The following is a 24,973-nucleotide window of genomic DNA, read 5'->3' as shown; positions in this document are numbered from 1 at the left end:
CCCGATGAGCCAGGCGGCGCAGAACCTGAACTGGTTGATCACCAACTTCGTGGACAACACCCCGGGGGTGTCCCACACGGTGGTGGTCTCCGCCGACGGACTCCTTCTGGCGATGTCCGAAGGGTTCCCCCGCGACCGAGCCGATCAGCTCGCGGCCGTCGCCTCCGGTCTGACCTCGCTGACCGCCGGTGCCTCGCGCATCTTCGAGGGCGGCCACGTGAACCAGACGGTTGTGGAGATGGAGCGCGGATTCCTCTTCCTCATGTCCATCTCCGACGGCTCGTCCCTCGCCGTTCTCGCACACCCCGAGGCGGACATCGGTCTCATTGGGTACGAGATGGCCCTTCTGGTGGACCGTGCGGGCACGGTCCTGACCCCCGATCTGCGGGCCGAGCTCCAAGGGAGCCTTCTCAACTAAAGGACAGACGGTGCGTTTTGGTGTCCCGTGGCCGTAAAGTTTCGGGACGCGGCTCCACAGCGATGGGTGCCAGGCACAGTCGGAGGAGGAACAAGTGGCAACACCCCCAGGCGGTCCGTCAGCGGGCAACTGGTCGTACGGCCCGGGTCAGGGCCGGGGCGACGGCTCGGCGAACGGGTACGGCTACCCCTCCGTGCCGAGCCACCGGCAGCCGTACGCGCCGCAGGGCCCCGGCCCTTCGCCGTACGACCAGCCGCACGCTCCGCGCATCCAGCCCGTGCAGCCGCAGCGCCGCACCCCCGAGCCTGCGCCCGCCGGGGCGTCGAACAACCCCCTGGTGCGTCCGTACGCCATGACGGGCGGCCGCACCAGGCCCCGGTACCAGCTCGCCATCGAGGCGCTGGTGCACACCACCGCGCAGCCGCACCAGATGCAGGGCCAGCTGCCCGAGCATCAGCGGATCTGCAATCTCTGCCGTGAGATCAAGTCGGTGGCCGAGGTCTCGGCCCTCCTGACGATCCCTCTCGGCGTGGCCAGGATCCTCGTCGCCGACTTGGCGGAGGCGGGCCTGGTCGCCATCCATCAGCCCGGCGGCGACGAGAGCGCCGGCGGCCAGCCAGACGTGACACTGCTCGAAAGGGTGCTCAGTGGACTTCGCAAGCTCTAGCGGAGGGCCTTCCCGCTCCACCACTTCCGCGAAGATCGTGGTGGCGGGCGGCTTCGGCGTGGGCAAGACCACGTTCGTCGGCGCCGTCTCGGAGATCAATCCGCTGCGCACCGAGGCCGTGATGACATCCGCGTCCGCGGGCATCGACGATCTCACCCACACGGGGGACAAGACGACCACGACGGTCGCCATGGACTTCGGCCGCATCACGCTCGACCAGGACCTGATCCTGTACCTGTTCGGTACGCCGGGCCAGGACCGCTTCTGGTTCATGTGGGACGACCTGGTCCGCGGCGCCATCGGCGCGATCGTGCTGGTCGACACGAGGCGGCTGGCCGACTGCTTCCCGGCGGTCGACTACTTCGAGAACAGCGGACTGCCGTTCGTGATCGCGCTGAACGGGTTCGACGGGCAGCAGCCGTACAACCCGGACGAGGTCCGGGAGGCGCTGCAGATCGGTCCGGACACGCCGATCATCACGACGGACGCGCGGCATCGGGCCGACGCGAAGTCCGCGCTCATCACGCTCGTGGAGCACGCGCTGATGGCGCGGTTGCGTTAGCACGTCGCTCAGCCTGCGACACGCCCCCTGCGGCCACCGGGCCGTCGGGGGCGGTTTTGTTGCCGAGTGCGGGTGCGGGTGCGTTGTCGGGTGCGGGTGCGTCGTGGCTGGTCGCGCAGTTCCCCGCGCCCCTGAAAGCGAGCAGGGCCCCTCCTGGCGGAGGGGCCCTGCTCGCATCTCAGGTCAGCGCCAGCTGTGCGGGGCGCGGAAGCCCGGCTCGCGTTCCAGGCGGCGCCAGCCCGCGCGGGCTCGGCCGCCGCCGTGGGTCGGCGCGATCTCGACGGGGCGGGCGGCGGCGCGGGCCAGGAGGAGCGCCGTGATGGCGGCGACTTCCTCGGGCTCGGCGTGGCCCTTCTCGACGCGGATGTCGGGAGTGGACATGGAGGACATGGAGGTGGCTCCTCGGATCACTGCGGCGGGTTGCCGTGCTTGCGGGAGGGCAGGTCGGCGTGCTTGGTGCGGAGCATCGCCAGGGAGCTGATGAGCACCTCGCGGGTTTCGGCGGGGTCGATGACGTCGTCGACCAGGCCGCGTTCGGCCGCGTAGTAGGGGTGCATCAGTTCGGCCTTGTACTCCTTGACCATGCGGGCCCGCATGGCCTCGGGGTCCTCGGCGTCGGCGATCTGACGGCGGAAGATGACGTTGGCGGCGCCCTCGGCGCCCATGACGGCGATCTCGTTGGTCGGCCAGGCGTAGGTGAGGTCGGCGCCGATGGACTGGGAGTCCATGACGATGTAAGCACCTCCGTACGCCTTGCGCAGGATGAGCGAGATCCGCGGCACGGTCGCGTTGCAGTAGGCGTAGAGGAGTTTGGCGCCGTGGCGGATGATGCCGCCGTGTTCCTGGTCGACGCCGGGCAGGAAGCCGGGTACGTCCAGGAGGGTGATGATCGGGATGTTGAAGGCGTCGCACATCTGGACGAAGCGGGCGGCCTTCTCCGACGCCTCGATGTCCAGGACGCCGGCCAGGGCCTGCGGCTGGTTGGCGACGATGCCGACGACCTGTCCGTCCAGGCGGGCCAGGGCGCAGATGATGTTGCGGGCCCAGCGCTCGTGGACCTCCAGGTACTCGCCCTCGTCGACGAGTTCCTCGATCACCTTGACCATGTCGTACGGCCGGTTGCCGTCCGCCGGGACCAGGTCGAGCAGGACGTCGCCGCGGCGGTCCGCGGGGTCGGAGGACTCGGTGCGGGGCGGGTTCTCCCGGTTGTTCTGCGGGAGGAGGGAGAGGAGGTAGCGGACCTCGGCGAGGCAGGTCTCCTCGTCGTCGTAGGCGAAGTGGCACACGCCGGACGTCTCGGCGTGCACGTCGGCGCCGCCCAGTCCGTTCTGCGTGATCTCCTCGCCGGTGACGGCCTTGACCACGTCCGGGCCCGTGATGAACATCTGCGAGGTGTCGCGGACCATGAACACGAAGTCCGTGAGGGCGGGGCTGTAGGCCGCGCCGCCCGCGCAGGGGCCGAGCATCACGCTGATCTGCGGGATGACGCCGGACGCCCTGGTGTTGCGCTGGAAGATGCCGCCGTACCCGGCCAGGGCGCTGACGCCCTCCTGGATACGGGCTCCGGCACCGTCGTTCAGGGAGACCAGCGGGGCACCGGCCGCGATGGCCATGTCCATGATCTTGTGGATCTTCGTCGCGTGGGCCTCGCCCAGCGCACCGCCGAAGATCCGGAAGTCGTGGGCGTAGACGAAGACCGTACGGCCCTCGACGGTGCCCCAGCCGGTGATGACACCGTCGGTGTACGGCTTCTTCGCCTCCAGGCCGAACCCGGTCGCCCGGTGCCGGCGCAACTGCTCGACCTCGCGGAACGAACCCGCGTCCAGGAGCAGCTCGATCCGCTCCCGCGCCGTCAGCTTGCCCTTGGCGTGCTGCGCCGCCGTAGCCTTCTCGCTCGGCCCGGCCAGCGCCTGCGCACGGATCTCGTGCAGCTCGGCCACTCGCCCGCGCGCGTCCGTCGGCTCACCCGGCGCCTCATCCAAAACGGTCATGTAGCGACTGTACGAAGCCGACCAAGGAATGCGCGGCGTCGACTCCGTACAGTCTCCGGCCCGTTTTCCTGGTAGCACCGAACAGTACTCGCGCGACACGCAGCCTTTTCGACTGCTCAGAGGCCCTCCGGCTTGTAGAGGTCACACAAAGCCGTCAGCTGAGAGTCACCTCACATTCATGGGTGGTACATACCACCCCTGGAGTGATGCGGAGGTGGAGTCGGCTGCCGGTCGCGAGGACCTCGACCGTCTCGTCGGCCCGCAGCGCGGCCTTCACCGGGTGGTCCCAGACGATCTCCAGGGGCTCTCCGGTGCGCGGCGGTTCGCTGACGCAGAGGGTAGCGCCGCGCCCCCGGCGACGGACCAGCACGCTCGCCCCGGCCGTCGCGGTGAGCGGGCCCGCCGTGCCGGCCTGCCAGAAGTTGGCGGCCGTCAGTCCGAGCGGTGGGGCGGCGACCGCCTGGCACCGGTCGTCGTTGGCCAGGACGGTGAACCGGTGGCGGTCGGCGGCCCGGCGTGCCACCGCTCCCCGGGAGGCGCCCGGCATGAGGACGTAGACGTAGCCGGCGTCGTCCGGGTCCGTGCCGTGGTCCAGCCAGAGGGTCTGCCATCGCCGGGTACGGCGCTCGGTCGTGCTGGTGGTGTTGATGTCGGACCAGGCGCCGGTGCGGTCCTCGCGCAGGGTCCGCAGGTCGCCCTCGGGCACGATCCAGCCGCCGTGGCCCTCCAGGTGGGCCCAGTGCCGGCCGCGTACGAGGGCCTGGTCGCCGCCCTCCCCCAGGTTGCGGTTGTCCACGATCGTCTCGACCGGGACGCCGTCGGCGCACGTGATGCCGGCACCCAGGCAGATCACGGAGTCGTCGAGGAGGAACCAGGACTTGCGGGCTTCGAGGGTCGAACCGAGCCCCTTGAGGTGCTGACCCACGGCCGCGTACTCGCCGTCGGTGGTGCCGCCGACCCAGCGGACGTCGGGTTTGGGTGCGCCCCACTCGCCGCCCGCCCGGTCGGCCAGGCGCCGGGTGGAGACGGTGGTGCCGGGGAGCCGGTACCAGTCGACGGTGGGCCAGAACCAGTCCGTGTACTGGTCGGACCTGGTCCCGTTGACCCACCAGGTCAGCATGCCCGCACCGGTGTGCCAGCCGCGCGGGTTCTCGCCGTTGCCGCACTCGTAGTGGGCGATGCGGTCGCTGGCCATGGCGAGGGCCGCGGTGAAGGCGGGGCGGCGGTGGACGGCGCGGTCCATGGCCGCGAAGAGCCGGTGTCCGGTGGGTTCGGGTGCGGCCCCGCCCGGGGCGTCGGCGATCGTGTGCAACCTGGCCAGGTCGGCGACCGGGAACTGGGGCGCGGTGAGGAGCGGGGTGACGGTGTCCCGCTCGATCCAGCCCTTGATCCGGGCGTGCCAGCGCTGGCGTTCGGTGTCGCTCGCGCCGCCCGCGAGGACGGCCATGGCGGCGATCAGCTGCTGGCCGTGGAAGTGGTCGCCGCGCATGACGTGCAGGTCGTCGCTCTTGAGGTAACCCCGGCTGATCGCGCGTCCGTTGACCGCGTCCATGACGAGTCCGTCGTGGACGAGGGGCGCGTAGGCGTGCTCGACGCTGTCGAGGACGATCTGCCTGCCGGGGTCCGTCACCTCCCACTCGGATCCGGCGAGGAGGGTGAACAGCCGGCCCAGACCGTCCAGCATGACCTGGCCGTACGTGCCCGAGTAGGCGATCCAGGTGTGCTGGACGAAGGAGCCGTCGGCGTGGAGCCCGTCGCCCTCGGTGACGTACGGGAAGACCGGGGAGAGGGCGTCCCGGGCCAGCGTGATCTTGGCGGGGTCCCGGCCGAGGATGCCGCGCAGGGCGACGGAGCGGCACAGGTCGACACGGTTGGCGCCGGTGGAGGTGCCGGTGTAGTCGCCGAGCATCGAGTCGGGGACGAAGTGGTCGACGGCGGCGCAGGCGGCGGCGACGCGGTCGGCGCCGAGGTGGTCGTACAGGGCGGCCGTGATGTCCGTCAGGAGGCGGGGGCTGCCGATCTGCCATTCCCACCAGTTGCCGTAGCGGGTGGTGGCGGGGTGGTAGACGGTGGCCGACAGGTGGTCGAGGCCGCGCAGGATGTCGGCGAGGAGCGCCGGGTCGCCGGTGGAGCCGGTGCCCTGCTGGACGTACGCCTCGGTCATCGTCCACAGGCGGCCGTAGGCGAAGGTGATGCCGGCGGGCGGGTCGAAGGGGTGGTCCGGCCACAGGGACGTGGGGGTGGGCGTCATGGTGGCGCGGTGGTCGCGGGCGCGTTCGCCGGTCTCGGCGAGGCGGGAGGCGTACGGCTCGGCGGCCGGGTCGTAGCCGGTGCCGAGGGCGATCTCGAGCCAGCGCAGGCGGAGGGCCTCGTAGGGGTCGGCGGCGGCTGCCGCGCGGGGGGCGGCCGTGAGGCCGGTGGCCAGGGCCGCGGCGAGCAGGACGGCGCGGCGGGTGGGAGCGGTGGGGCGCTGTGGGGTCATGCTCATGCCGTCTATCACGCCGCGGCCGGAATCGGAACGGCACGCGCGCCACGCCGTGCGTGACTGTTGATGCCCGCGCGGAATAGGTCTACAGTCGACACCGTTGGACTGGTTGAACATTCAACTTATGGGCTTCGGTCCGTGCCGGGCCCCGATCCCTCACGGAGGACACCATGACCACCACCCCCGACCTCTCCACGCTGACCGGCGACTACACCGTCGACCCCGCCCACACGACGATCGGGTTCACGGCACGCCACGCCATGGTCACGAACGTCAAGGGCCGGTTCCTGGACTTCACCGGCACGCTGCACCTGGACGGCGCCGACCCGTCCCGCTCCACCGCGACCCTCGACATCACGATGGACAGCATCGACACGGGCTCCCCCGACCGCGACGGCCACCTGAAGAGCTCGGACTTCTTCAACACGGGCGAACACCCGAAGATGACCTTCCGCTCCACCAAGGCGGAGTCCCTGGGCGGCGACGACTACCGCATCACCGGCGACCTGTCGATCCTCGGCACGACCAAGCCGCTCAGCATCGACCTGGAGTTCAACGGCGCCGCCAAGGACCCGTTCGGCAACGAGCGCGTCGGCTTCGAGGGCAAGGCCGAGATCAAGCGCTCGGAGTGGGGGCTCACCTGGAACGCGGCCCTGGAGACGGGCGGCGTGCTGGTGTCCGACAAGATCAAGCTGAACTTCGACATCTCGGCGATCAAGCAGGCGTGACACCCCGCGCCCCCTCGGGGGCGGCGATCCACGTCGACGGCGGCCCGGACCCGGATACGGCGGCCGGGCCGGCCGATCGTCCGGTGGATCGCGTCGTACCGGGCGACCGAGCGGTCCGCCGACCGCCTCCCCCTCCCGCGGGCGCACCGTAGCGGCACGCCCCCGGGCCGCCGCCCGTTTCACCTGCGCAGCAGTTCCCGCACCTCGTCGAGGGCGGCGCCGAAGGGGTCGGGGACGATCCCCAGCCCGTGGGCGACCAGCACCCCCTCGTGCAGCAGCGTCAGCGTCCGCCCCAGCCGGTCCGCTCCGGCCGGGTCGATCTCCCGGGCCAGGCCGGTGAACAGGTCGAGCATCCACCGCTTCTGCCCGGTGATGACCGGGTGCGCCGGATGGGCCGGGTCGCCGATCTCCGCATGTGCGTTGATCATGCTGCACCCCCTGGCCCCGTACCGCGCCGACCACGCGCGCGACGCCTCGAAGACGGCCACCACCCGGTCCGCGGGCTCCTCCCCCGCCGTCTCAAGCCGCGCGGCCAGCAGCTCCCGCCAGCGCTCGTCGCGCCCGGCCAGGTACTCCACGACGATCTGCTCCTTCGAGCCGAACCGGTCGTACAGCGTCTTCTTGGTCACCCCGGCCTCGGCGGCGACGAGATCCACGCCGACGGCATGGATGCCGTGCGCGTAGAACAGCCGCTCGGCGGCCTCCAATACCCGTCGCGCGCCGGGCGTCATCCGGACGCGGCGCGGTTTCTCTTCTGGACCCATGACCTCAAGTATACCGGTCTGTATAGTGGACACCCGGGGCGAGTAAACCGATCTGTCTACTCTGGAAGTGGTCGACGTGAACACCCTGCTCCCGGCCGCCTTCGTACTGTGCTGGAGCTCCGGCTTCATCGGCGCCAAGCTCGGTGCGGAGACCGCGGCCACGCCCACCCTCCTGATGTGGCGCTTCCTGCCGCTCGCGGTGGTCCTGGTCGCCGCCGCGGCGCTCTCCCGGGCGGCGTGGCGGGGACTGACTCTCCGGGGCGCCGGCCGGCAGATCGCCATAGGCGCGCTGTCGCAGAGCGGCTACCTGCTCAGCGTGTACTACGCCATCGCGCTCGGCGTCTCCAGCGGCACCACCGCCCTCATCGACGGCGTCCAGCCACTCGTCGCCGGTGCGCTCGCCGGACCGCTGCTGCGGCAGTACGTCTCGCGGGGGCAGTGGCTCGGACTGTGGCTCGGACTGTCGGGTGTGGCCACGGTGACGGTCGCCGACGCGGCGGCGGCGGGCGCGGAGGTGGCCTGGTGGGCCTACCTCGTGCCCTTCCTCGGCATGCTCTCCCTGGTGGCGGCCACGTTCCTGGAGGGCCGGACCCGCGCCCCCGTCGCCCCCCGGGTGGCGCTGACGATCCACTGTGCGACCAGCGCCGTCCTCTTCTCCGGCCTGGCTCTCGGGACCGGGTCGGCGACGCCGCCCGCCGACTCCTCGTTCTGGGTGGCGACCGCCTGGCTGGTGGTCCTGCCCACCTTCGGCGGCTACGGGCTGTACTGGCTGATCCTGCGGCGGTCCGGGATCACCGAGGTCAACACGCTCATGTTCCTGATGGCACCGGTGACGGCCGTGTGGGGCGCCCTCATGTTCGGCGAGCACTTCGGCGTCCAGACCGCGCTGGGCCTGGCGGTCGGCCTCGCGGCCGTGGCCGTCGTCCGACGCGGGGGTGGCGCGTCCCGTACTCGGCTCGCGCGGTCCGGGCGGCCCGCGCGGTCGGGCGCGGACGGTCCGGCCGTGCCCTCCGGCGGCAGGCGCTGACCCCCGCCGCCAGGCGCCGGCCTCCGGCGGCAGACGCCGCACGCGGCTCAGAAGCCGCCCCCGAAGTCCCCTCCCCCGCCGAACCCGCCGCCACCGCCGAAGTCACCGCCGCCGAACCCGCCGCCGAAGTCCCCGGGGTCGAAGTCGCCGCCCGAGACGTCGCCGCCCCCGTAGCCGCCGAAGTCTCCGTACCCGGTGCCGTAACCGGCTCCGTAGGCGGGGCCCGCCATCATGCTGCCCAGCATGGTGCCGACCAGCAGGCCGGGCAGGATGCCGCCGCCGAAGTAGCCGCCCGCCCAGGGGCCGTAGGCCGGGCCCGCGTCCCAATAGGGGCGGCGGCCCTGGTCGGTGTCCACCTCGCGGATCATCGGGTCCCGTCCGTCGGCCAGCCGGGCCCGGTCGGCGGCGCAGACCGGGACCTGTCGGGTCACGCCGCCCGGCGGGGTCCAGGTGGCGTCGGCCACCGAGGGGCCGTGGCGCGGATCGAAGAAGCAGGGCGGACGGCGTTCGGGCAGCGCCCTGCCCTCGCGGCGGGCGGCGAGCTGCGCGAGCGAGAAGCGGCCGTCCTCCACGGCCTGGGTGACGGCGCGCACGTCCTCCGGTTTGCGCGCGTCCGCCATGTACGTCTTGGCCTGCTCGTAGGCGTCGAGGGCGCGTTCGTAGTCCGCCCGCATCGCGTCGTCGGCCCCCGGTTCCGCGGGGTGGAAGTCCAGGCGGTCCAGTTCCTCGCCGAACGCGGTGATGTCCTCGTCGACCACCACCCGCAGCCGTTCCAGCGCCGCCCGCTGCTCGTCCTCGCGGCGCCGCCGGTTGCGTCGGGAGAGCGCGTAGACGCCGGCGCCGCCCAGCACCACCACGGCGCCGGCGGTGATCAGGGCACCCGTGGGCGCGGAGCCTTGGCCGGAGTCCCAGGAGGAGGGGGCGGAGCCGCGCACGCTGCGCAGCGCGTCGTCGACGAAGTCGTTCAGCTGGGCCTTGGGATCGCCCGCGCCCTGGACGGCGGTGACCAGGTTGTGCACGCCCTGGCGGCTCAGCACGCGGCTGTCGGCGCGGGCGTCGAAGCGGTCGCCGAGACGGATGCCGTACAGACCGGTGATGCCGGTCTCGGTGCGGAGGTTCTGGAAGAGGTCCGAGGTCGGGTAGCCCGCCGGGAGGACCGCCACGAACACGGGTTCGTCCGCGGCCTCGATCTTGTCGGCGAGCGCCTCCGCGTCCGCCTTGGACAGCAGGTCGGTGGCGGCCGGGTCCACGTACACGGGACTCTCGCGCAGGGCCGCGCCGATCTCGGAGACACTGGTCTGCGCCTGCGCGCCGGGCGCACCGGCCATCAGTACCGCCAGCGCGGCGACGACCGGCGCGACCAGGAGACGTATGAGGACTCGCATACGAACGCCACTCATACGTTCGGCGTACCCGCATGAGCCTCGATGAGACATGCGGGACCCACTCACTCGGCGGGCGCGACCCCCGCCCGCAGCAGTCCGTACGCGTAGGCGTCCACCAGTGCCTGCCACGAGGCGGCGATGACGTTCTCCGCGACGCCCACCGTGGCCCACTCCCCCGTGCCGTCCGACGTGGAGATGAGGACCCGGGTCGTGGACTGGGTGCCGTGCACACCCTCCAGGATGCGCACCTTGTAGTCGACCAGGTCGAGCTTGGCCAGCTCCGGGTAGAGCTTCTCCAGCGCGACCCGCAGGGCGCGGTCCAGGGCGTTGACCGGGCCGTTGCCCTCGGCGGTCGCGACGATGCGCTCGCCCTTGGCCCAGAGCTTGACCGTGGCCTCGTTGGCGTGGCTGCCGTCGGGCCGGTCCTCGGCGATCGAGCGCCAGGACTCGACGTCGAAGTACTTGAGCGGCCTGCCCTCGGCCTCGGCGCGCAGCAGCAGCTCGAAGCTCGCGTCCGCGGCCTCGTACGTGTAGCCGGCCAGCTCGCGCTCCTTGACGCGCTCCACGACCCGGCCGACCAGTTCCCGGTCACCGCCGAGGTCGATGCCGAGTTCCCTGCCCTTCAGCTCGATGGAGGCGCGTCCCGCCATGTCGGAGACCAGCATCCGCATGGTGTTGCCGACCAGCTCGGGGTCGATGTGCTGGTACAGGTCCGGGTCGACCTTGATCGCGGAGGCGTGCAGTCCGGCCTTGTGCGCGAAGGCGGAGACGCCCACGTAGGGCTGGTGCGTGGAGGGGGTGAGGTTGACGACCTCGGCGACGGCGTGGGAGATCCTCGTCATCTCGCGCAGCCTGCCCTCGGGCAGGACCTGCATGCCGTACTTCAGCTCCAGGGCGGCCACGACCGGGAACAGGTTGGCGTTGCCGACGCGCTCGCCGTAGCCGTTGGCCGTGCACTGGACGTGGGTCGCGCCCGCGTCGACGGCGGCGAGGGTGTTGGCGACGGCGCAGCCGGTGTCGTCCTGGGCGTGGATGCCGAGCCGGGCGCCGGTGTCGGCGAGCACCGTGGCGACGACGGCCTGGATCTGCGCCGGGAGCATGCCGCCGTTGGTGTCGCACAGGATGACGACGTCGGCACCGGCCTCGGAGGCGGTGCGCACGACCGACTTCGCGTACTCGGGGTTGGCGCGGTAGCCGTCGAAGAAGTGCTCGCAGTCGACGAAGACCCGGCGGCCCTGCGCCTTGAGGTGGGAGACCGTGTCCGCGACCATGGCGAGGTTCTCGTCGAGCGTGGTGCGCAGGGCCAGCTCGACGTGCCGGTCGTGCGACTTGGCGACCAGGGTGATCACCTCGGCGCCGGAGTCGAGCAGTGCCTTGACCTGGTGGTCCTCGGCTGCCTTCGCGCCCGCGCGGCGGGTGGCGCCGAAGGCGACCAGCTGGGCGTGGCGGAAGTCGATCTCCTGCCGGGCCCGGGCGAAGAACTCGGTGTCCCGGGGGTTGGCGCCGGGCCAGCCGCCCTCGATGAAGCCCACCCCGAAGTCGTCCAGGTGCCGTGCGATGGCCAGCTTGTCCGCGACCGTGAGGTTGATGCCCTCGCGCTGCGCGCCGTCGCGCAGGGTGGTGTCGAAGACGTGGAACGAATCGTCGAGTTCGCTGGTTGCGGTCATGATCTGAAGGCTCCTGTATGGGATCTCGGTCTACCGGAATGACCGGTTCCACCGTCCGTCTATGATCCCCCGCGCTCTCTTCCCGGCTGGAGGTGGGCCAGGAAAACGAAAAACCTCTCGCGGGTGCGAGAGGTCTGCGCGCGGGTCGAGGACGACGGTGTCCACCCGTACCTGGTCGTACGTGGTGGTCACTGCGGACCGGCGCGCCTGCTGCCAATAATCATGGCGAACGAGAGCACGCGGCGAGTCTGGCACACTCCGTCCCCCTTCTCACCGCCCGTCTCAGGATGCGAGCAGCGGGCGTCCGAATCCGGACGGACGGAAGACCAGGGCCGGCGGACGGACGGCGAACGAGTGGAGACGGGAGACGGTGAGGGGCCGCCCGTTCCCGCCGGGCGGCCCCTCACCTCACGACCGCCGTGCTCAGGCCAGGGTGTGCATCCAGCCGTGCTTGTCCTCGGCGGTGCCGCGCTGGATGTCGAGCAGTGCGTCGCGCAGCCGCTGCGTCACCTCGCCCGGCTCGCCCCCGCTCTGCTGCCACTCGGTGCCGGTCCGCTTGACCGTGCCGACCGGTGTGATCACGGCGGCGGTGCCGCAGGCGAAGACCTCGGTGAGGGTGCCGTTCTCCGAGTCGCGCTGCCACTGGTCGACGGAGACGCGGCCCTCCTCGGCCTCGTAGCCGAGGTCGCGGGCGACGGTGAGGAGCGAGTCGCGGGTGACGCCCTCCAGGATGGAGCCGGTGAGCGAGGGGGTGACGATCCTGTCGCCGTAGACGAAGTACAGGTTCATGCCGCCCAGCTCCTCGACCCACTTGCGCTCGTTGGCGTCGAGGTAGCAGACCTGGTCGCAGCCCTTGGCGGCGGCCTCGGCCTGGGCGAGCAGGGAGGCCGCGTAGTTGCCGCCGGTCTTGGCGTCGCCCATGCCGCCGGGGACGGCGCGGACGCGGTCCTCGGAGACCCAGATGGAGACCGGCTTGACGCCGCCGGGGAAGTAGGCGCCGGCCGGGGAGGCGATGACGATGAAGAGGTACTCGTTGGCCGGCTTGACGCCCAGGCCGACCTCGGTGGCGATCATGAAGGGGCGCAGGTAGAGGGACTCCTCGCCGCCGTGCGCCGGGACCCACTTCTCGTCCTGCCCGACCAGCGCGTCGCACGCCTCGATGAAGGTGTCCACCGGAAGCTCGGGCATGCCGAGGCGGCGGGCGGAGGCCTGGAAGCGGGCGCCGTTCTTCTCCGGGCGGAAGGTGGCGACGGACCCGTCGGGCCGGCGGTATGCCTTGAGCCCCTCGAAGATCTCCTGCGCGTAGTGCAGGACCATGGTGGCCGGGTCGAGGGAGAGCGGGGCGTACGGAACGAGCCGGCCGTCGTGCCAGCCGCGGCCCTCGGTCCACTTGATCGTCACCATGTGGTCGGTGAAGTGGCGGCCGAACCCGGGGTTGGCCAGAATCGCCTGCCGCTCCGCGTCGGAGAGCGGGTGGGCGGAGGGCTTGAGCTCGATCGTGGGCGTCGTCATGAGGTGAATGTCCTTCGCTTCCTGGCAGACGTGCGGGCGGCGTCCGTGTCCGGCCGGGGGTCCGGGGGTTGTCCCCCGGGAGATGCAGTACCGGTATGTGTTGTGACGGGCCGCGGTCACGCCCGTACGGCCGGTGGCCGGTGCTAGGACGTCCGAGCATTCCCTCATGTCGCGGCTTCGCGTTCGATTATCGCGCACGGACTGCCGTACGGACGGACGCGTGGGCGGCGACGGGTGAGACGGGGTGAATGCGGCCCAGGGTTCGATGGTCGCACCTGGCGGACGCAGGAGAAAGCCGCCGGGTGCCCTTGTTTCGCGGACCCGGCGGCTTCGAAAGGTTGGATTCCGAGTGCGCCGGATCAGCCGGCTACGCGTACGGCGAGTGCGTCGCCGATCTCGGAGGTGCTCCGGGCGGGGAGGTCGCCGCGGGCGCCGAGGTCGGCGGAGACGGCGTCCTCGATGCGGGCCGCCTCGTCCTCGTGGCCGAGGTGGCGCAGCAGCAGGGCGACGGACAGGACCGTGGCGGTGGGGTCGGCCTTGCCCTGGCCGGCGATGTCGGGCGCGGAGCCGTGGACCGGCTCGAACATCGAGGGGAAGTCGCCGGACGGGTTGATGTTCCCGCTGGCGGCGACGCCGATGCCGCCGGAGACGGCCGCGGCGAGGTCGGTGATGATGTCGCCGAAGAGGTTGTCGGTGACGATCACGTCGAAGCGCTCGGGCTGGGTGACGAGGTAGATCGTCGCCGCGTCGACGTGCATGTACTCGGTGGTGACCTCGGGGTACTCGGCGGCCACCTTGTTGAACACGTTCGTCCACAGGTGGCCCGCGAAGGTGAGCACGTTGTTCTTGTGGATCAGCGCCAGCTTCTTGCGGGGGCGGGCCTGGGCGCGGGCGAAGGCGTCGCGGACGACGCGCTCGACGCCGTAGGCCGTGTTGACGGAGACCTCGGTGGCGACCTCGTGCTCGGTGCCCTTGCGGATGGTGCCGCCGTTGCCGGTGTAGGGGCCCTCGGTGCCCTCGCGGACGACGACGAAGTCGATCTCGGGCTGGCCGGCGAGGGGGGTGGCGACGCCGGGCAGGAGCCTGCTCGGGCGCAGGTTGACGTGGTGGTCGAAGGCGAAGCGGAGCTTGAGCAGGAAGCCGCGCTCCAGGACGCCGGACGGTACCGAGGGGTCGCCGATCGCGCCGAGCAGGATGGCGTCGTGGCCCTTGAGGGCGTCGAGGTCGGCGTCGGTGAGGGTCTCACCGGTGGCGTGGTAGCGGCGGGCGCCGAAGTCGAACTCCTTGGTCTCCAGCTTCACATCCTGCGGAAGGACGGCGGAGAGGACCTTCAGGCCTTCGGCCACGACCTCCCGGCCGATGCCGTCACCGGGGATCACTGCGAGATTGAGGCTGCGAGACATGCGCAGCACCCTACCCTCCGTCCCACGGGATGACATGCGGCGTCCGGCATGCGGACACCGCCTGTCGCTCCGCGTCCGGCCGCGCTCAGTGGCCGGTGGCGCCGCCGTTGTCCCGGCGGTCGAGGGCGCGCTGGAGGGCGGCCGCGGCGTTCTTGCGGTCGGAGTCGCTCGTACGGGAGAGGTGGCGGACTCGGCGGCGGACGGTCGTCTCGGCCATGGGAATCGACTCCTTCGGCACAAGGGGAGCGCGGAAAGTCTTCGAGAACGAGGGTGCGTGCGGACGCCGGAAGGGGCGGGGAGCACGGTGCCGCAGGGGTTGCCTGCACGGGGCACGGGCTCACGACCGCCATTCGCTCGATCGAGCGGGACGTTCGGCTCCTACAAAGTTAAGGGAGTGCGGAGCGTCTGTCTCCACAATTACTCGGACTTCCTACTATCTGAGACGGTGCCGTCGGTCACACGGCCGCGAGCTGCGAGAACGCCCGGGGGGCCAGGTCGGTCGACCTGGCCCCCCGGGCGTTTCGCGCGCGGGTGTCAGCCCATGTGCGGGTACGTGTAGTCGGTCGGCGCGACCAGCGTCTCCTTGATGGCGCGGGTCAGCGTCCAGCGCATCAGGTTCTGCGGGGCACCGGCCTTGTCGTTGGTGCCGGAGGCACGGCCGCCGCCGAAGGGCTGCTGGCCGACGACGGCGCCGGTCGACTTGTCGTTGATGTAGAAGTTGCCGGCCGCGTAGCGCAGCTTCTCCATCGTGTACGCCGCCGCCGCGCGGTCGTTCGAGACGACCGAGCCGGTGAGGGCGTAGTCGGAGACCGACTCCATCTGGGTCAGCATCGCGTCGTACGCGCCGTCGGCGCTGTCGTCGTACACGTGCACGGCGAGGAACGGGCCGAAGTACTCGGTGCGGAAGACCTCGTTCTCCGGGTCGGTGCACTCGACGACGGTCGGGCGGACGAAGTAGCCGACCGAGTCGTCGTAGGAGCCGCCCGCGACGATCGTGCAGGTCTCGTCCGCCTTGGCGCGGTCGATGACGGCCTTGTTCTTGGCGAAGGACCGCTCGTCGATGACGGCGCCGACGAAGTTCGACAGGTCGGTGACGTCACCCATGGTGAGGTAGTCGACCTCGGCGGCGAACTCCTCCTTGAACCCGTCGTTCCAGATGGACGCCGGGATGTACGCGCGGGAGGTGGCGCTGCACTTCTGGCCCTGGTACTCGAAGGCACCGCGGGTCAGCGCGGTCTTGAGCACGGCGCGGTCGGCGCTGGGGTGGGCGACGAGGAAGTCCTTGCCGCCGGTCTCGCCGACCAGGCGCGGGTAGGTGCGGTACTTCTCGATGTTGTTGCCGACCGTCTTCCACAGGTGCTGGAAGGTCTTGGTCGAGCCGGTGAAGTGGATGCCCGCGAGGTCCCGGTGCTCCAGGGCGACCTTGGACACCTCGATGCCGTCGCCGGTGACGAGGTTGATGACGCCCTTGGGCAGCCCGGCCTCCTCCAGGAGCTGCATGAGCAGCACGGCGGCGTGGGTCTGCGTCGGGGACGGCTTCCAGACCACCACGTTGCCCATCAGGGCGGGGGCGGTGGGCAGGTTCGCCGCGATCGCGCTGAAGTTGAAGGGCGTGATCGCGTAGACGAAGCCCTCCAGCGGGCGGTGGTCCATGCGGTTCCACACGCCCGGGGAGTTGGCCGGGGGCTGCTCGGCCAGGATGCCCCGGGCGTAGTGGACGTTGAAGCGCCAGAAGTCGATCAGCTCGCAGGGGCTGTCGATCTCGGCCTGCTGGGCGGTCTTGGACTGGCCGAGCATGGTGGAGGCGGCGATGGTCTCGCGCCAGGGTCCGGACAGCAGCTCGGCGGCGCGCAGGATGATCGCCGCGCGGTCGTCGAAGGACATCGCCCGCCACGCGGGGGCCGCGGCCAGGGCGGCGTCGATCGCGTCCTGGGCGTCCGCCTGCGTGGCGTTGGCGTAGGTGCCCAGGCGGGACTTGTGGTTGTGCGGCTGCACGACGTCGAAGCGCTCACCGCCGCCCATCCGCTTCACACCGCCGATGGTGCAGGGCAGATCAACCGGGTTGTCGGCGAGGTGTCGGAGCTTCTCCTCCAGACGGGCGCGCTCCGGGGAACCGGGGGCGTAGCCGTGCACCGGCTCGTTGACGGGCGTGGGGACCTGGGTCACAGCGTCCATGGGTTCCGTTACTCCTTGACTTGAGCGGGTTGTGCGAGCGGTGCGGGCTCAGCCCTTGCTCACCATCGAGCGGGCGAAGAACCGGAGGTTGGCCGGCTTCTCCGCGAGACGGCGCATGAAGTAGCCGTACCAGTCGGTGCCGTAGGCGGTGTAGACGCGCATGCGGTGGCCCTCGGCGGCGAGCCGCAGGTGCTCGTCGCCGCGGATGCCGTACAGCATCTGGAACTCGTACTCGTCGAGCTTGCGCCCGGCGGTGCGGGCCAGCTCCTGGCCGATGGAGATCAGGCGCGGGTCGTGGGACCCGATCATCGGGTAGCCCTCGCCCTCCATCAGGGTGCGCAGGATGCGGACGTACGCCTTGTCGATCTCGTGGCGCTGCTGGTACGCGACCTCTGCGGGCTCCTTGTAGGCGCCCTTGACCAACCGTACGCGAGAGCCGCTGTCGGCGAGGCGGCGCGCGTCGGCCTCCGTGCGGAAGAGGTAGGCCTGGATGACGCAGCCGGTCTGCGGGAAATCCTTCCGCAGCTCCTCGTGGATGGCGAACATCGAGTCGAGGGTGGTGTGGTCCTCCGCGTCGAGGGTGACGGTGGTGCCGATCTCGGCGGCGGCCTCGACGACCGGGCGGACATTGCCCAGGGCCAGCTCGTGGCCCCCGTGGAATGCGGCTTCGGGGCCGGAGGCCCCTCCGTTGAGGGCGGTGGTGGGCGACGGGAGGGCCTGGCCGAACATGGAGAGCTTCACCGACATCTCGGCGCGGGTGCCCAGCTCCAGGGACTTGAGCCGGTCGATCAGCTCCAGGTACGCGTCACGGGCGGCCTCGGCCTGCGCGGGGGTGGTGATGTCCTCGCCGACGACGTCCATCGTCAGCTCCAGGCCCTGATCGGTCAGCTCCCGGACGATCGGCACGATCTGGTCGACCGTCTCGCCGGGGATGAACCGGTCGACGACCGGCTTCGTCACGGGCGCGGCAGACACAAGACGACGCATCCGGTCGCTGCGCGACGCGGCGAGAATCACGGGACCCAGCACGGGGCACCTCCACTTACCAACCAACACAGGGGCCGCTGCCCGACGAACCGGGAACGGCACGGAGAACCACCGTGAAATCTAAGGATCCTCCCGATCGTCGGCCATCGACAGCTGTCACGCATCCGTGCCGCGGATCTCAGACAGATGTATGAAGGGGGCGCGCATATGCGGCAGAATGCCCGGGTGACGTCGGATTCCAGAGGTTCCACAGGCTCCGGTGGTACCCGTGGTGACTACCAGGAGCTGGTCGACGAGATCTCGGAGCTGCTCGGTGCGCCCGCGACCCTGGAGAACCGCGACTTCGAGCTGATCGCCTTCGGCGCGTACAACAGCGAGGGCGACCTCGACCCCTCCGCCCTGGACCCGGTGCGCACCCGCTCGATCCTCACCCGGCGCTCCACGGCGGCGGTGCGGGCGTGGTTCGAGGGCTTCGGCATCACCCGTGCGACCGGCCCGGTCCGTATCCCGCCGACGCCCGAGGCGGGCGTGTACCGGGGGCGCACCTGTCTGCCGGTACGCCATCGGGGGGTGGTTCTCGGCTACGTATGGCTGCTGGACACCGACCCGGGCCCGACCGAGCGGCAGCTGGCGGCGGCCATGGAGGTCACGGCGCGGATCGGCGCGCTGCTCGCCGACGAGGCGCAGCACGGCGCGGATCTGAGCCGGGAGCTGCGGGCGGTGCTGACGGCGGAGCGGGACTGGCAGCGGGACATGGCGGTGGCGGAGCTGCGCACCGCGCTCGGCGCCCGGGCGGACACCCCGCACGCGGTGGTCTGCGTGGCGCCCTGGCCGTCGGCCGGCCCCGACGACGCCCCCTCGGTCCGTACGGTGCCGGGGGCGACGGCCCTGTGCACGGTGCCGTGGGGGCCACGGGTGTGTCGCTGGCGCTGCTGGTCCGGTTGCGCTCGACCGACGTGCCGACGCCGGCGACGTCGGCGGCGGGGCGGCTGCTGGAGCGGGTCGGGGCCCGGGGCGGGGACGGGCCGGGGGTCGCGGCGGGCGTCTCCGCGCCGCGCGCGGGGCTCGCGGAGCTGGGGGCCGCCTGGTGGGAGGCGTCGGCGGCGGCCCGGGCGGCGCGTGCGGAGTCGCGGTTCGGGCCGGTCGCGCAGTGGACGTCGATCGGGGCGTTCCGTCTGCTGACCGCGCTGCCGGCGCGGTCGGCCCACGATCCGGCCGTGCGGGCACTGCTGTCCCCCGCGCACCGGGAACTCGCCCGCACCGCCGAGGTGTACCTGGACCGTGCGGGCCAGGCCGGGCGCACGGCCGCCGAGCTGGGCATCCACCGCCAGACGCTGTACTACCGCCTCTCACGCGTCGAACAGCTCACGGGCCTGGACCTGGACGACGGCGAGGACCGGCTGCTGCTGCACATGGCTCTCAAGGCGCGTCGCCTGCGGCCCTAGTGGCCGCCTCGACCACCTGGCGCAGGCCGTCGGCCAGCCGCTCGCCGTCGGGCGCGGTCTTCGGGTCGAACGTCCACTGGGCGATCAGGCCCGTCATCAGGGTCACGTAGAACATGCCGAGGGTCTCGGCCTCCGCGTCGGAGACGTCCTCCTCCCGGCCGCCCATCAGCAGCGGGATCACACCGCGTCCGGCCTCACGCTGCGCCGCCCCGAGGTGCTCGCGGACCTCGGGGAGCCGGTCGCCGAGGGCGAGGACCTCCATGCTGAGGCGCCATACCGAGCCCGGCTCCTTCATGGTGGCGACGATGTTCGACCACACCTGCTGGAACCGCTCCACGGAGCCGGGCTCGGTGTCGAACACGGTCGCGTCGCCCTCGAAGGCGTCGCCCATGTCCTCGACCAGCGCCACGTAGGCCTGGGCGAGCAGGGCGGCCTTCGAACCGTAGTGGTAGCCGATGGACGCCAGGTTGGTCCCGGACTCCTTGACGATGTCGCGGGCCGTCGTGCGTACGAACCCCTTGGCGAGCAGGCAGCGCTTGGCGCCTTCGAGCAGATCCTCACGGTGTCCCATGCCGTCACCCTACCCATCTGTCCATACACACGTCTTATACAAGCGTCATAGACAAGCGTATAAGACATGCGTACAGTCACCGTCATGACAACGAACCCGTCCCGGGCCGGCCGACGCGAGTGGACCGCGCTCGTCGTGCTGATGCTCCCGCTGCTGCTGGTCTCGATGGACGTCTCCGTCCTCTACTTCGCCATCCCGGAGATCAGCGCGGACCTGGAGCCGAGCGGCACCCAGCAGCTGTGGATCTTCGACATCTACGGCTTCGTCCTGGCCGGCCTGCTGATGACGATGGGGTCGCTGGGCGACCGCATCGGCCGCCGCAGGCTGCTCCTGTTCGGCGCGGCGGCCTTCGGCGCCGCCTCCCTGCTCGCGGCCTACGCGCACACCGCCGAGACGCTCATCGCGGCCCGCGCGGTCCTCGGTGTCGGCGGCGCGACACTGATGCCGTCCACGATGGCGCTGGTCCGCACGATGTTCACCGACCCCGCCCAGCGGGCGAAGGCGATCGGCCTGTGGTCCGGGGTGATGACGGCCGGGATCGCGCTCGGTTCGGTGATGAGCGGCGTCCTCGTCGAACACTTCTGGTGGGGCTCGGTCTTCCTGGTCAACCTGCCCGCGATGGCCCTGCTGCTGGTCCTCGGCCCGGTGCTGCTCCCCGAGTCGAAGAACCCCTCCCCCGGCCGCTTCGACCTGCTGAGCGTCCCACTGTCGATGGCGGCGGTGCTGCCCGTGGTCTACGGACTCAAGGAACTGCCCTCCGAGGGCTGGAACGTCCGCTACGCCGTCTCGATCACCGTCGGTCTGCTGTTCGCGGCCCTGTTCGTGCACCGGCAGCGGACGTCGGCCTCGCCGATGATCTCGCCCGCCCTCTTCCGCGGGCACGGTTTCACCCCGGCGCTCGTCCTCAACAGCCTGTCGGCCTTCGGGATGATGGGCTCGGCGTACTTCACCACCCAGTACCTGCAGTCGGTCCTGGGCAAGAGCGCGCTTCAGGCCGCGCTGTGGAGCCTGCTGCCGTCGGTGCTCATCGGCGCCGCCGCACCGGTGGCCGCCCTGCTGGTCCAGCGGGGCGTCGAGCGCGCGTACCTCGTGACCGCGGGCTTCGTCGTCGGGGCGGGAGGCTACGGGCTGCTGGCCCTGGCCGGTACGGACTCGCTGTGGCTGGTGCTGGCCGCGTCCGGTGTACTCGCGGCCGGCATCGTCGTCGTGATGTCCCAGCTCACCGACCTGGCCATCGGCTCGGCCCCGGTGGAGAAGGCGGGCTCGGCCTCCTCACTGCTGGAGACCGGTACCGAGTTCGGCGGCGCCCTGGGCATGGCCGCGCTCGGCTCCATCGGCACGGCCCTCTACCGCCACGGCATCCCCTCCGGCGCACCCGCCCCGGCGCGGGAGACGCTGGGCGGGGCGCTGGCCGTCGCCGCCGACGTTCCCGGGCGCGCGGGAGACGCCCTGGCCGCGGCGGCACGCGAGGCGTTCACCGACGGGATGCGGGGCGCCGCGATCGGGGCGGCGCTGCTGCTCCTCGCCGCGGCGGGCCTGGCGGCGAGGGGGCTGCGGCACATCCGGGTGCGCCCGGAGGCGGAGACGGCAGACGCCGGAGCGACTGACCGACTCAGCCCGCTTGGGGGCGCCCCCTCCGGGGGAGTTTGAGGACAAGGCCCGTTCAGGGCCGTGAGCGGGGGACCCGGGGGCGGCAGCCCCCGGGTACGGTCGCCTCAGACGAGGTTGACGGACCGGGCGGACGTGGCCCCGATCTCCGCCGAGACCTCCGCCAGCACTCCGGCGGGCACCGTGTCGTCGACGGTCAGCACGGCCAGCGCCTCGCCGCCCACCGTCGCACGCGCGACCTGCATGCCGGCGATGTTGATGCCGGCCTCGCCGATGACACGGCCGACGGTGCCGACGACACCGGGACGGTCCTCGTAGCGGAGGACGACCATGTGGTCGGCGAGGGCGAGGTCCACGTCGTACTCGCCGACGGCGACGATCTTCTGGAGGTGCTTCGGGCCGGCCAGCGTGCCGGAGACCGACACCTCCTCGCCGTCCGCGAGGGTGCCGCGCACGATGACGACGTTGCGGTGCTCCGGCGACTCGGAGCTGGTGGTCAGCCGCACCTCGACGCCGCGCTCCTGGGCGAACAGCGGGGCGTTGACGTACGACACCGTCTCGTCGACGACGTCCTCGAAGACGCCCTTGAGAGCGGAGAGTTCCAGCACCTTCACGTCGTGCTGGGTGATCTCGCCGTAGACCTCGACGTCGAGGCGGACGGCGACCTCACCGGCGAGCGCGGTGAAGATGCGGCCGAGGCGCTCGGCGAGCGGCAGGCCCGGCTTGACGTCCTCGGCGATGACACCGCCCTGGACGTTGACCGCGTCGGGGACCAGCTCACCGGCGAGGGCGAGGCGCACCGACTTGGCGACGGCGATGCCCGCCTTCTCCTGGGCCTCGTCGGTGGAGGCACCGAGGTGCGGGGTGGCGACGACCTGGTCGAACTCGAACAGCGGCGAGTCCGTGCACGGCTCCTTGGCGTACACGTCGAGGCCGGCGCCGGCGACGCGGCCCTCCTTGAGCGCCGAGTACAGCGCCTCCTCGTCGACGATGCCGCCGCGCGCGGCGTTGACGATGCGGACGCTCGGCTTGACCTTGCGCAGCGCCTCGTCGCCGATCAGGCCGAGGGTCTCGGGGGTCTTGGGCAGGTGGACGGTGATGAAGTCGGAGACCTCGAGCAACTCGTCCAGCGACAGCACCTTGACGCCCATCTGCGCGGCCCGCGCGGGCTGCACGTAGGGGTCGTAGGCGACGACCTTCATGCCGAAGGCCGACATGCGCTGCGCGACCAGGGCGCCGATGCGGCCGAGGCCGACGACGCCGAGGGTCTTCTCGGCCAGCTCCACACCGGTGTACTTGCTGCGCTTCCACTCGCCGTTCTTCAGCGCGGCGTTGGCCTGCGGGATGTTGCGGGCGGTGGCGACGATGAGGCCGCAGGCCAGCTCGGCGGCGGTGACGATGTTGGAGGTCGGGGCGTTGACCACCATCACGCCGGCCTTGGTGGCGGCGGCGACGTCGACGTTGTCCAGGCCGACACCGGCGCGGGCGACGACCTTCAGCTTCTTGGCGGCGGCGACGGCCTCGGCGTCGACCTTGGTGGCGGAGCGCACCAGGATCGCGTCCACGTCGGCGATGGCGGGGAGCAGTTCGGCCCGGTCCGCGCCGTTGCACTGGCGGATCTCGAAGTCGGGGCCGAGCGCGTCCACGGTCGCGGGCGACAGCTCTTCAGCGATGAGTACGACAGGTTTCGAGCTCACGTGAGTCCTCACAAGTCCAATGCGGACGGCCGTCCCGACGGCCGCATGCGGTGGAGGGGTGCTAGCCGCGTGGAAGACGCACGACGCTGTGGGCCCGACGCGTATGTGTTCAGCAGTGTAGTGGCGTGGCGGGCGTCGTCCGGTGCCTCTTCGGAAGCATCACCCGGAAGGGGAACCCGGTGGCGGCGCCCGGGTCTCGGGCGCCGCCACCGGGCGAACGGCTTACGCCTCTTCGTCGACCCAGCTCATGAGCTTGCGCAGCTCCTTGCCGGTGGTCTCCAGCAGGTGCTCGGAGTCCTGCTTCTTGTACTCGTTGTACTTCTTCAGACCGCCGTGGTACTCGTCCATCCAGTTCTTGGCGAAGGTGCCGTCCTGGATCTCGGCGAGGACCTTCTTCATCTCGGCCTTGGTGGCGTCGGTGATGATCCGCGGGCCGGTGACGTAGTCGCCCCACTCGGCGGTCTCGGAGATCGACCAGCGCATCTTCTCCAGGCCGCCCTCGTACATGAGGTCCACGATGAGCTTCAGCTCGTGCAGGCACTCGAAGTAGGCGATCTCCGGCTGGTAGCCGGCCTCGGTCAGGGTCTCGAAGCCCGCCTTGACCAGCGCGGCCGTGCCACCGCACAGAACGGCCTGCTCGCCGAAGAGGTCGGTCTCGGTCTCCTCGGTGAAGGTCGTCTTGATGACGCCGGCGCGGGTGCCGCCGATGCCCTTCGCGTACGACAGGGCGAGCGCGAAGGCGTTGCCCGTGGCGTCCTGCTCGACGGCCGCGATGCAGGGAACGCCGCGGCCCTCCTCGTACTGGCGGCGCACCAGGTGGCCCGGGCCCTTGGGGGCGACCATGCAGACGTCCACGCCGGCCGGGGGCTTGATGAAGCCGTAGCGGATGTTCAGGCCGTGGCCGAAGAACAGCGCGTCGCCGTCCTTCAGGTTGTCCTTGATGTCCTTCTCGTAGACCTCGCCCTGGATGGGGTCCGGGACCAGGATCATGATGACGTCGGCCTCGGCGGCGGCCTCGGACGGGCTCACCACGCGCAGGCCCTGCTCCTCGGCCTTGGCCTTGGACTTGGAGCCCTCGTGCAGACCGACGCGCACGTCGACACCGGAGTCGCGCAGCGACAGGGCGTGGGCGTGGCCCTGGCTGCCGTACCCGATGACCGCGACCTTGCGGCCCTGGATGATGGACAGGTCGGCGTCGGCGTCGTAGAACAGCTCGGCCACTGGGTTCTCTCCTTGTGTGCGGTGTTGCGTCCCACCGTATGCCGGTGAGGGGAAGGGAAGTTTCGGGGTCTCGCGATACGGGCGGCCCGCCCGGGGGCCGGCCGCCCGCTTCCGTCGTTACGCGGACCGGTCGAGTGCGCGCAGCGAGCGGTCCGTGATCGAACGGGCACCGCGGCCGATGGCGATCGTGCCGGACTGGACGAGCTCCTTGATGCCGTACGGTTCCAGCATCCTGAGCATGGCGGTCAGCTTGTCGCTGCTGCCGGTGGCCTCGATGGTCACGGCCTCCGGGGAGACGTCGACGGTCTTCGCGCGGAAGAGCTGGACGATCTCGACGATCTGGGAGCGCGTCTCGTTGTCGGAGCGCACCTTCACCAGAACGAGTTCGCGCTGGACGGCCTGGGCGGACTCCAGCTCGACGATCTTGAGCACGTTGACGAGCTTGTTGAGCTGCTTGGTCACCTGCTCGAGCGGGAACTCCTCGACGCTGACCACGATGGTGATGCGCGAGATGTCGGGGTGCTCGGTGACGCCGACCGCGAGCGAGTCGATGTTGAAGCCGCGGCGGGAGAAGAGGGCGGTGATCCGCGCCAGGACGCCGGGCGTGTTCTCCACCAGGACGGAGAGCGTGTGCTTGGACATGGTCTCTTCGGTCTCTCT

21 protein-coding genes and 1 pseudogene are annotated in these 24,973 nt (G+C 71.1%); 7 read left to right on the top strand and 15 right to left on the bottom strand.

The features are described 5' to 3' along the window. Positions 1–4 precede the first annotated feature (4 nt). From BJ961_RS07505 to BJ961_RS07495, 3 genes are all read left to right on the top strand, one after another. Positions 5–418 carry a roadblock/LC7 domain-containing protein gene (locus BJ961_RS07505; protein WP_037625176.1) on the top strand — a complete coding sequence of 138 codons (414 nt, stop codon included), beginning with the start codon at positions 5–7 and terminating at the stop codon, positions 416–418. A 94-nt stretch (positions 419–512) separates the two neighbouring features. After that, positions 513–1,085: a DUF742 domain-containing protein gene (locus BJ961_RS07500; protein ID WP_271320531.1), complete on the top strand. Its 573-nt coding sequence runs from the start codon at positions 513–515 to the stop codon at positions 1,083–1,085. Beyond that, entirely contained in the window at positions 1,066–1,647 is a 582-nt protein-coding gene (locus tag BJ961_RS07495) for a GTP-binding protein (protein WP_009314218.1), read from the top strand. The genes BJ961_RS07500 and BJ961_RS07495 overlap by 20 nt, the downstream gene beginning before the upstream one ends. A 183-nt stretch (positions 1,648–1,830) precedes the next feature. Here BJ961_RS07495 and BJ961_RS07490 read toward each other — a convergent pair whose 3' ends face one another. The 3 genes from BJ961_RS07490 to BJ961_RS07480 all read right to left on the bottom strand — a co-directional run bounded on the left by BJ961_RS07490 (position 1,831) and on the right by BJ961_RS07480 (position 6,120). Continuing rightward, positions 1,831–2,028: an acyl-CoA carboxylase epsilon subunit gene (locus tag BJ961_RS07490; RefSeq protein ID WP_123626370.1), complete on the bottom strand. Its 198-nt coding sequence runs from the start codon at positions 2,026–2,028 to the stop codon at positions 1,831–1,833. 26 nt (positions 2,029–2,054) lie between these two features. Then, a complete protein-coding gene (locus BJ961_RS07485) occupies positions 2,055–3,638 on the bottom strand; it encodes an acyl-CoA carboxylase subunit beta (RefSeq protein ID WP_271320530.1) in 1,584 nt (527 codons plus the stop codon). Positions 3,639–3,792: 154 nt separating this feature from the next. Continuing rightward, positions 3,793–6,120, bottom strand: coding sequence for a polysaccharide lyase 8 family protein (locus BJ961_RS07480; RefSeq protein WP_271416986.1), 2,328 nt, complete (start codon positions 6,118–6,120; stop codon positions 3,793–3,795). Positions 6,121–6,293: 173 nt separating this feature from the next. Here BJ961_RS07480 and BJ961_RS07475 point away from each other — a divergent pair, with 173 nt between their 5' ends. Further along, positions 6,294–6,851 (top strand): YceI family protein, encoded by a 558-nt coding sequence (locus tag BJ961_RS07475; protein ID WP_271320529.1) that lies wholly within the window; start codon positions 6,294–6,296, stop codon positions 6,849–6,851. Positions 6,852–7,030: 179 nt separating this feature from the next. Here BJ961_RS07475 and BJ961_RS07470 read toward each other — a convergent pair whose 3' ends face one another. Then, positions 7,031–7,615 (bottom strand): TetR/AcrR family transcriptional regulator, encoded by a 585-nt coding sequence (locus tag BJ961_RS07470; RefSeq protein ID WP_271320528.1) that lies wholly within the window; start codon positions 7,613–7,615, stop codon positions 7,031–7,033. Between the two features lie 76 nt (positions 7,616–7,691). On the opposite strand from BJ961_RS07470, the gene BJ961_RS07465 reads away from it, so the two are divergent. Further along, positions 7,692–8,642, top strand: a complete 951-nt coding sequence (locus BJ961_RS07465) for a DMT family transporter (RefSeq protein ID WP_271416985.1) — start codon at positions 7,692–7,694, stop codon at positions 8,640–8,642. A 47-nt stretch (positions 8,643–8,689) separates the two neighbouring features. Here the strand turns inward: BJ961_RS07465 and BJ961_RS07460 are convergent, their stop codons facing one another. From BJ961_RS07460 to BJ961_RS07430, 7 genes are all read right to left on the bottom strand, one after another. Then, positions 8,690–10,042, bottom strand: coding sequence for a hypothetical protein (locus BJ961_RS07460; protein ID WP_271320527.1), 1,353 nt, complete (start codon positions 10,040–10,042; stop codon positions 8,690–8,692). 47 nt (positions 10,043–10,089) lie between these two features. After that, positions 10,090–11,694: a citramalate synthase gene (gene cimA / locus BJ961_RS07455; RefSeq protein ID WP_271320526.1), complete on the bottom strand. Its 1,605-nt coding sequence runs from the start codon at positions 11,692–11,694 to the stop codon at positions 10,090–10,092. A gap of 423 nt (positions 11,695–12,117) precedes the next feature. After that, positions 12,118–13,206, bottom strand: coding sequence for a branched-chain amino acid aminotransferase (locus tag BJ961_RS07450; RefSeq protein ID WP_271320525.1), 1,089 nt, complete (start codon positions 13,204–13,206; stop codon positions 12,118–12,120). Positions 13,207–13,565: 359 nt separating this feature from the next. Beyond that, positions 13,566–14,609 carry a 3-isopropylmalate dehydrogenase gene (locus BJ961_RS07445; protein WP_271320524.1) on the bottom strand — a complete coding sequence of 348 codons (1,044 nt, stop codon included), beginning with the start codon at positions 14,607–14,609 and terminating at the stop codon, positions 13,566–13,568. An 85-nt stretch (positions 14,610–14,694) separates the two neighbouring features. Beyond that, positions 14,695–14,826, bottom strand: a complete 132-nt coding sequence (locus BJ961_RS07440; RefSeq protein WP_007444772.1) for a hypothetical protein — start codon at positions 14,824–14,826, stop codon at positions 14,695–14,697. Between the two features lie 317 nt (positions 14,827–15,143). Continuing rightward, positions 15,144–16,784, bottom strand: coding sequence for an L-glutamate gamma-semialdehyde dehydrogenase (gene pruA / locus BJ961_RS07435; RefSeq protein WP_271320523.1), 1,641 nt, complete (start codon positions 16,782–16,784; stop codon positions 15,144–15,146). Between the two features lie 48 nt (positions 16,785–16,832). Continuing rightward, positions 16,833–17,813: a proline dehydrogenase family protein gene (locus tag BJ961_RS07430; RefSeq protein ID WP_271320522.1), complete on the bottom strand. Its 981-nt coding sequence runs from the start codon at positions 17,811–17,813 to the stop codon at positions 16,833–16,835. 165 nt (positions 17,814–17,978) lie between these two features. Between BJ961_RS07430 and BJ961_RS07425 the strand changes: the two are divergent. Then, positions 17,979–19,216 (top strand): annotated as a pseudogene (locus tag BJ961_RS07425) (PucR family transcriptional regulator). Here BJ961_RS07425 and BJ961_RS07420 read toward each other — a convergent pair. Next, on the bottom strand, positions 19,191–19,787 hold the full coding sequence (locus BJ961_RS07420; RefSeq protein ID WP_271320521.1) for a TetR/AcrR family transcriptional regulator: 597 nt from the start codon (positions 19,785–19,787) through the stop codon (positions 19,191–19,193). The pseudogene BJ961_RS07425 and the gene BJ961_RS07420 sit on opposite strands and share 26 nt — an antisense overlap. An 84-nt stretch (positions 19,788–19,871) precedes the next feature. Between BJ961_RS07420 and BJ961_RS07415 the strand changes: the two genes are divergently transcribed. Beyond that, on the top strand, positions 19,872–21,437 hold the full coding sequence (locus BJ961_RS07415) for an MFS transporter (RefSeq protein ID WP_271320520.1): 1,566 nt from the start codon (positions 19,872–19,874) through the stop codon (positions 21,435–21,437). 65 nt (positions 21,438–21,502) lie between these two features. Here the strand turns inward: BJ961_RS07415 and serA are convergent, their stop codons facing one another. The 3 genes from serA to ilvN all read right to left on the bottom strand — a co-directional run bounded on the left by serA (position 21,503) and on the right by ilvN (position 24,955). Next, a complete protein-coding gene (gene serA, locus BJ961_RS07410; RefSeq protein ID WP_271320519.1) occupies positions 21,503–23,092 on the bottom strand; it encodes a phosphoglycerate dehydrogenase in 1,590 nt (529 codons plus the stop codon). Between the two features lie 222 nt (positions 23,093–23,314). Continuing rightward, entirely contained in the window at positions 23,315–24,313 is a 999-nt protein-coding gene (gene ilvC, locus BJ961_RS07405; RefSeq protein ID WP_271320518.1) for a ketol-acid reductoisomerase, read from the bottom strand. A gap of 117 nt (positions 24,314–24,430) precedes the next feature. Beyond that, positions 24,431–24,955, bottom strand: coding sequence for an acetolactate synthase small subunit (gene ilvN, locus BJ961_RS07400; protein WP_271320517.1), 525 nt, complete (start codon positions 24,953–24,955; stop codon positions 24,431–24,433). Positions 24,956–24,973 lie beyond the last annotated feature (18 nt).

This window comes from Streptomyces lienomycini (assembly GCF_027947595.1).
GTDB lineage: Bacteria > Actinomycetota > Actinomycetes > Streptomycetales > Streptomycetaceae > Streptomyces > Streptomyces lienomycini.
Note: the sequence above shows the minus strand (reverse complement) of the source record. Positions and strands in the feature narration are given on the sequence as shown.

Coding starts and splice junctions, on each gene's coding strand:
- BJ961_RS07505 (WP_037625176.1), top strand. CDS start 5: ATGAGCCAGGCGGCGCAGAACCTGAACTGGTTGATCACCAACTTCGTG.
- BJ961_RS07490 (WP_123626370.1), bottom strand. CDS start 2,028: ATGTCCACTCCCGACATCCGCGTCGAGAAGGGCCACGCCGAGCCCGAG.
- BJ961_RS07485 (WP_271320530.1), bottom strand. CDS start 3,638: ATGACCGTTTTGGATGAGGCGCCGGGTGAGCCGACGGACGCGCGCGGG.
- BJ961_RS07480 (WP_271416986.1), bottom strand. CDS start 6,120: ATGACCCCACAGCGCCCCACCGCTCCCACCCGCCGCGCCGTCCTGCTC.
- BJ961_RS07475 (WP_271320529.1), top strand. CDS start 6,294: ATGACCACCACCCCCGACCTCTCCACGCTGACCGGCGACTACACCGTC.
- BJ961_RS07470 (WP_271320528.1), bottom strand. CDS start 7,615: ATGGGTCCAGAAGAGAAACCGCGCCGCGTCCGGATGACGCCCGGCGCG.
- BJ961_RS07460 (WP_271320527.1), bottom strand. CDS start 10,042: ATGAGTGGCGTTCGTATGCGAGTCCTCATACGTCTCCTGGTCGCGCCG.
- cimA (WP_271320526.1), bottom strand. CDS start 11,694: ATGACCGCAACCAGCGAACTCGACGATTCGTTCCACGTCTTCGACACC.
- BJ961_RS07450 (WP_271320525.1), bottom strand. CDS start 13,206: ATGACGACGCCCACGATCGAGCTCAAGCCCTCCGCCCACCCGCTCTCC.
- BJ961_RS07445 (WP_271320524.1), bottom strand. CDS start 14,609: ATGTCTCGCAGCCTCAATCTCGCAGTGATCCCCGGTGACGGCATCGGC.
- BJ961_RS07440 (WP_007444772.1), bottom strand. CDS start 14,826: ATGGCCGAGACGACCGTCCGCCGCCGAGTCCGCCACCTCTCCCGTACG.
- pruA (WP_271320523.1), bottom strand. CDS start 16,784: ATGGACGCTGTGACCCAGGTCCCCACGCCCGTCAACGAGCCGGTGCAC.
- BJ961_RS07420 (WP_271320521.1), bottom strand. CDS start 19,787: ATGGGACACCGTGAGGATCTGCTCGAAGGCGCCAAGCGCTGCCTGCTC.
- BJ961_RS07415 (WP_271320520.1), top strand. CDS start 19,872: ATGACAACGAACCCGTCCCGGGCCGGCCGACGCGAGTGGACCGCGCTC.
- ilvN (WP_271320517.1), bottom strand. CDS start 24,955: ATGTCCAAGCACACGCTCTCCGTCCTGGTGGAGAACACGCCCGGCGTC.